This window comes from Actinomyces sp. ICM58, assembly GCF_000283035.1.
Taxonomy (GTDB): Bacteria; Actinomycetota; Actinomycetes; order Actinomycetales; family Actinomycetaceae; genus Pauljensenia.
The window spans coordinates 1-6478 of sequence record NZ_ALIY01000191.1; the positions used below are offsets into that span (position 1 = coordinate 1).

The 6478-nt window shown below is 57.1% G+C and carries 4 protein-coding genes; 2 read left to right on the forward strand and 2 right to left on the reverse strand.

Annotated features, from left to right (window positions below; all coding sequences use genetic code 11):
* Positions 1-3892 precede the first annotated feature (3892 nt).
* Together HMPREF1138_RS08675 and HMPREF1138_RS08680 are read left to right on the forward strand one after the other, a co-directional pair.
* Positions 3893-4783, forward strand: coding sequence for a DUF6318 family protein (locus tag HMPREF1138_RS08675; RefSeq protein ID WP_009058813.1), 891 nt, complete (start codon positions 3893-3895; stop codon positions 4781-4783).
* Positions 4784-5228: 445 nt separating this feature from the next.
* On the forward strand, positions 5229-5681 hold the full coding sequence (locus tag HMPREF1138_RS08680) for a hypothetical protein (RefSeq protein ID WP_238318633.1): 453 nt from the start codon (positions 5229-5231) through the stop codon (positions 5679-5681).
* A 148-nt stretch (positions 5682-5829) separates the two neighbouring features.
* On the opposite strand, the gene HMPREF1138_RS08685 is transcribed toward HMPREF1138_RS08680, so the two are convergent.
* Together HMPREF1138_RS08685 and HMPREF1138_RS11595 are read right to left on the reverse strand one after the other, a co-directional pair.
* Positions 5830-6090, reverse strand: coding sequence for a hypothetical protein (locus HMPREF1138_RS08685; protein WP_039937693.1), 261 nt, complete (start codon positions 6088-6090; stop codon positions 5830-5832).
* Positions 6080-6349, reverse strand: coding sequence for a ribbon-helix-helix domain-containing protein (locus HMPREF1138_RS11595; protein ID WP_039937696.1), 270 nt, complete (start codon positions 6347-6349; stop codon positions 6080-6082). Before HMPREF1138_RS11595 ends, HMPREF1138_RS08685 begins: the two co-directional genes overlap by 11 nt.
* Positions 6350-6478: the final 129 nt, after the last annotated feature.

Here is a 6478-nt window from a genome sequence, read left to right on the forward strand (position 1 = left end):
GCGCCAAACGGTGCATTAAGACTCGGCGTAGAAGTGGTAGTGGGAACCGACCCACATCTCTGTCAGAAAGCACCGAGCGCCAAACGGTGCATTAAGACCCGGGAGCATGATCGACAGGGGCGTTGAGGTCTCGGCGGCGTCAGAAAGCACCGAGCGCCAAACGGTGCATTAAGACGGTGATGCCAGCGGTCGAGGGGACGACGACGGTTGTGCCGGGTCAGAAAGCACCGAGCGCCAAACGGTGCATTAAGACGTGAGTGTATTCCTGATGGTCATCGTTTTGCCTTTTCTAGTCAGAAAGCACCGAGCGCCAAACGGTGCATTAAGACGCTTCAGTGTGACGCGCTTCAGTCTTGTACCATCTTGGGTCAGAAAGCACCGAGCGCCAAACGGTGCATTAAGACTAGCAGCCAACGTCTCCCTGGCAATCACCATCGCCTTGTCAGAAAGCACCGAGCGCCAAACGGTGCATTAAGACAGTGCGACGTGTATCAGTCTTGCATCATATTGATGAGCTGTCAGAAAGCACCGAGCGCCAAACGGTGCATTAAGACGCTGCGTATGCGAGAGCACACTCAGCTGCCCATTCACCGAGGTCAGAAAGCACCGAGCACCAAAAGGTGCATTAAGACTCCGATTTTAGAGGGGTGGGGGGTAGGGATTAAAACGGGTCAGAAAGCACCGAGCGCCAAAAGGTGCATTAAGACGCATGACCCGCACCTCGGGGGTCTGGGTTCGGAGCGTCAGAAAGCACCGAGTGCCAAAAGGTGCATTAAGACTCACACGCTCACCTCCACGTCGGTCTTTTGCGTGCCCGTCAGAAAGCACCGAGCGCCAAAAGGTGCATTAAGACTCGTAGGTGTCACCAACGGAAACGGTGTCATCTACGTGTCAGAAAGCACCGAGCGCCAAAAGGTGCATTAAGACTGGTGGAGAGTAGTTCTCCTAGGGTCTTCGTGTCTTCGGTCAGAAAGCACCGAGCGCCAAAAGGTGCATTAAGACCGCGCGAAGGCGACGAGTGGTAGGTGCGTGTGGTCGGTCAGAAAGCACCGAGCGCCAAAAGGTGCATTAAGACGTTGGCAGCCCTCTTTGCCTTGACTTCATCGGTAAGTCAGAAAGCACCGAGCGCCAAAAGGTGCATTAAGACACGGCGAGGTTTGCCGCCCTAGCGGTGAGGAGGTCGGCGGTCAGAAAGCACCGAGCGTCAAACGGTGCATTAAGACAGTCAACGACATGCCCAGATTCAGTATCGAAACCATCAGCAGTCAGAAAGCACCGAGTGCCAAAAGGTGCATTAAGACCCATGTGGTCCAGTGCGATCTGGTACATGTTTCGTGTCAGAAGGCACCGAGCGCCAAAAGGTGCATTAAGACCGTAGAATTCGGTCTTGTTCTTGTAGAACCCATTCGCGTCAGAAAGCACCGAGCGCCAAAAGGTGCATTGAGACTGGCGAGTTCGACAAGGTCAAAGTCACCCTCATGCCCGGGTCAGAGAGCACCGAGCGCCAAAAGGTGCATTAAGACAAACCGATCATGCCGCCCGCATACACGTGCTCTAGCTCAGGTCAGAAAGCAACGAGCGCCAAAAGGTGCATTAAGACTGACGAATGCGGCATCTTCCTCCGATAGCCACTTGTTGAGTCAGAAAGTACCGAGCGCCAAAAGGTGCATTAAGACACGTCGCCGACTTCAACCGCCAAATCAAGTCCGCGGCGTCAGAAAGCGTCGAGCGCCAAAAGGTGCATTAAGACCAGTCGTAAGTCTTGCCTGTGTAGGGGTCGTTGACCATCGTGCCAGAAAGCACCGAGCACCAAAAGGTGCATTAACACTTCACCATACCCGCAACGTTCAAGTCCTCAATACACACGGGTCAGAAAGCACCGAGCGCCAAAAGGTGCATTAAGACGAGAAGATGTTGGCGTCTGTGTACGGTATTGCTATCACTGGTCAGAAAGCACCGAGCACCAAAAGGTGCATTAAGACGTACTCTCGGTTTGCTTGAATACATTCCAGGCTTTTGTAAGTCAGAAAGCACCGAGCGCGAAAAGGTGCATTAAGACATGCCGCCAGTTGGGGGACAGGAAGAAGTACAGGTAGGTCAGAAAGCACCGAGCACCAAAAGGTGCATTAAGACAGCTAGACGCGCGGGGCCTGACCATCCTCGACGAGTCAGAAAGCACCAAGCGCCATAAGGTGCATTGAGACCGATACTGAGAGACAGCGTCGCGCACCACGCTCAGTGCGAGTCAGAAAGCACCAAGCACCATAAGGTGCATTAAGACTTTTGAGGCGGGCGTGTCTACCATTCCACCACACTGGCGTCAGAAAGCACCGAGCACCAAAAGGTGCATTAAGACTCACCGTCGATGTACGACGGGTGGAAGATGGAGACCTCATCAGAAAGCACCGCGCGCCAAAAGGTGCATTAAGACGAGTAGAACGAGACCGGCATGGTGCGAGACTTCGCAGTCAGAAAGCACCGAGCGCCAAAAGGCGCATTAAGACGGGATAGCAGGAAGGGTGTCCTGAATCGGAGAGAAACCACGTCAGAAAGCACCGAGCACCAAAAGGTGCATTAAGACAACTCCACAGAGTTCGTGTCGGGCAGCGCGTAGATGAAGTCAGAAAGCACCGAGCGCCAAAAGGTGCATTAAGACCAGGCCAAACAGGAGCGTGAGGGCCGCGAACCAGGCCGTCAGAAAGCACCGAGCGCTAAAAGGTGCATTAAGACTTGATGTTGGATGGTTCGGCATACTCATAGTGCGCTGGGTCAGAAAGCACCGAGCGCCAATAGGTGCATTAAGACGAGTGCCCGCTGAGAAATCAATACCGGCACCGGCCTTGTTGTCAGAAAGCACCGAGCGCCAAAAGGTGCATTAAGACTCATAGTAGTAAGTGCTAGACGTGCTAATACGGTCGCGAAGTCAGAAAGCACCGAGCGCCAAAAGGTGCATTAAGACCAACTTGTAGAGGACAAGCCCTGAGAAGAAGCCCAGGTCAGAAAGCACCGAGCGCCAAAAGGCGCATTGAGACGAGAATTTCCCACCACCCGTGAGGGCCTTTGAGCACTGCGTCAGAAAGCACCGAGCGCCAAAAGGCGCATTAAGACGAGGGCCATCCGGTAGTCGTTGGCTAGCTGTTCCATGGTCAGAAAGCATCGAGCACCAAAAGGTGCATTTATTTCTGGGTGACAACGGCGCACATGGTCGACGATTTCACCGGTCAGAAAGCACCGAGCGCCACAAGGCGCATTAAGACTCCGGCGTGACCGGCTTCTCCGGCTCCGGTATCAACGGCTCGAGACAGCAACGAGTACCAGACGGTGCACTAGAACCACGCACATTTGCTCGCACCCCTGCCACGGGTATGTGCCAGACATCAACAAGGTCTCCGTAGTCGACAGCGCCACACCGATAGCGCTGCCGAATCAATGCCCACACGGCAATGAGGCGACGCTCGCTTCCACTACCAGCGACGAACGCTAACTCGGTGACACAACGCCCCGCGCTCCCCCACGTGGACACAGGGCGATGACAAGTTCCAGGCGGAGCACGCGAAGCTTCCCACGCACGCCAGCACCACCCCCGCCGCAGGCACGGTACGCCACGGTCAGCGATTCCCGAACCATTCACGACTCGCTCACGAAACGAACTCCCCTTCGGAGGCATTCCGCGAAGCGCACGTGTCCGTACATCGTCTTGTTGGGAGAGGTCAGGGCCTACTCGTGCGGGTGCGTGCACGTTCGTCCCCTCTGGGCGGGAGGATGTGCGTTTGTGGTTACCGTGCATTCTTGGTGTATTTGCGTGTTACGGCGCGTAGTCTGGTGGGTGAAGGGCGCGTCTCCGATGATGGGGGCGCGCGGGAGGACACCTCATCGTGGAGGTTGATAGATCATGATGGTTCCGCCGTTGTCTGAGCGTCCCGTGACCGAGGAGGACGAGGAGCAATTCCGCCGCGAAACGGCGCCGCGTAAGTACACGCTGCGCCGGCGGTGGGCTGATTATCGCGCCGAGGTCAAAGCGCGGCGCCCCAAGGGTGCGCGGGCCCGCGCCCGGGCGTGGCTGCACGTGGAGCCCTTCTATTGGGGGATGCGCGTCGTCTACGTTGTTCTCTTCGCGGGTGCTGTCTTAGCGGTGTATATCAACGGGGTAGCCGAAGGCTGGTGGCCAGCCTGGGGCGAGAAACCCACCGTGGCAGCCACAACCACGCCACCCATCTACCCCACACCTACTGCCTCCGCCACGGCCTCGGGCGAGGCCGCGATGTCGGGCGGCTACCAAATCGGCCCAGACGGCGTCCTGGTCCGCCCCGCCGAGCACGCCGCATCCACCTACACCAAACCCGAGCTGCCAGAGGAAGCTAAGGAGAACACCGAGAAAGGCGCAGAAGCAGCAGCGAGGCACTACCTCGCTCTTATCGTCTACGCGTGGAACACCGGAGACACTCAACCTCTGGCAGACATGTCTGACCCGTCGTCAAATTTCGCCCAGGGCCACATTGCCAATACCCAAGAGATGTATACAAATGGCTGGTCGTTCGGGAACTCCGCTACAGTGCAGGAGGTGCTTCGCCTCGAAGCCGTTGCGGAGCAAGATGGCGCAATTCCACCAAATACTATCGGTGTTCGTTTTCTGGTCAGTGCCAGCAACGGCACAAGATGCAAAGAACAGAGCATCGTTGTTGATAGCGCACAACATAGCTCGACGATCACCTTATTCATGACGTGGAAAAATAACCGTTGGACTGAGCTGCAAGGAAGCGCCAGGGACTATGATGACGAATAAACTACGTATTCTGACCATTTGCACCGTGTCATCAGCTGTGCTGATGCACAGCATCACACCCTCAATAGCTCTTGCAACGAACTCAGGATTCGATACCAATGGAAATCGTGGGGACGTCAACACTGATGTCTGGGAGGAGTACGACGATACTACCCCAGGCACCGATCAAGGTACGTATCAGTCGCCGTCAGGTAGTGGTGAGCCGTTACCGGAGGGGACGCCGGAGCCGCCGAGCGCAATTAACGACTTTGCTTTTGGCTACCACTGTGAACACCCCGTATCCTACGAATCCGGTCATCTCATGTTTCCGACCTTTTGGCGATGCATTGATCCCCCTCCAAGCGATACGACGCCGTCCACTCCCCCTTCAACCCGGACGATTCTGCGCCGTGCTGCCGCCACCATCCACGCCGACGGGGCCGGCATCAACAAACAACCACCCACTGTGTCCTACACGAACAGGTTTGTGCCCACGATCGTCTCGGTCACCAATCCGACTCAGACTCACGTCATCAACCTGCTGGGTCGCGACATCACGATCACGCTCACGGCAACGAACTACGAATACAACTGGGGTGATGGCACCCCCAACACGATCACAACCTCCCCGGGCTTGGTCTGGCACAAGGGGATCGATCCGAACAAGGACCCACGGTTGATCCGCCACTACTACACGCCCCCGCAGGGGTGGCGTTCTGGGTTCGATGGGCCCTACCCGCATGAGAACCGAGAGATCACGCTGACCACGACGTGGAGCGGGACGGCCACCAACCCCTTTACCGGGGAGACCCAGACGATCAACGGCCTGGTCACCACCACCGAAACAACCGGCCCCTTCCCACTGTCTCACCTGGTCATTAACAACACCGACACCTGGGAAGAAAAACAAGGCCACTAACCAACACTGATGTTTCACGGGACGCGCCCGTGAAACACCAGCTCGCCACCAATGCGAGAGAGACCCGGGTATCACGACCGACACATCCAGCGGCGCCTCGTCCCACATCGGCGACAGCCAACAGCCAGGACAGGCAGCTACCAGAGAGCTACGTCAGCTCGTCAAGGAATTGCGGACGAGCCTTCATGGCGTGAATGAGCAGCTCGCCGCCACTATCAAAAACCAATACGACCATCTCGAGAACACGTCCAGACTGGTCGATACCCACCACGAGCCATCTCCTGGGATCGTCCTCATCGTCGAGGGGACGTGAGTTCAGGGCGTGCTCATACGCGTACAGGACGGCCTCATCGGTGAGCCTGTCGCGCCCGAAATGCTTTCTAGCGCTGGCATGAAGCCTAGGCAACATGGGTCCATTCGCGTACTGCCGCGCGAATCGCGTCAGAACGGCTCCCAATCCCCTCCAAGGCGGCGCGTTCCATCAACGCCCTCAACGTCTGCTCATCCAGGCGCACCGTCACGGCGACGCCCGGCCCCTTCCCCACCGGAGGACGCCCCGGGCGCGGAGCCGGCAACTCAGCCAGGTCATACCCGCGCTCAGCCTCATCAGCCCACGCCTGAATCTGCTCATCAGTCACAGGAACTCCGCGAAGAAGACGCTCACTCATAGCGAATATCGTATACGAAATTCATCTGTCGCACCACGGCTTCCATGCCACCATCACCACCACTGCCGAAGATGACAGCGAAGCAACCACCGACAACAACTCCCCTCCCCCCACGCGCGAGGGGCCGCG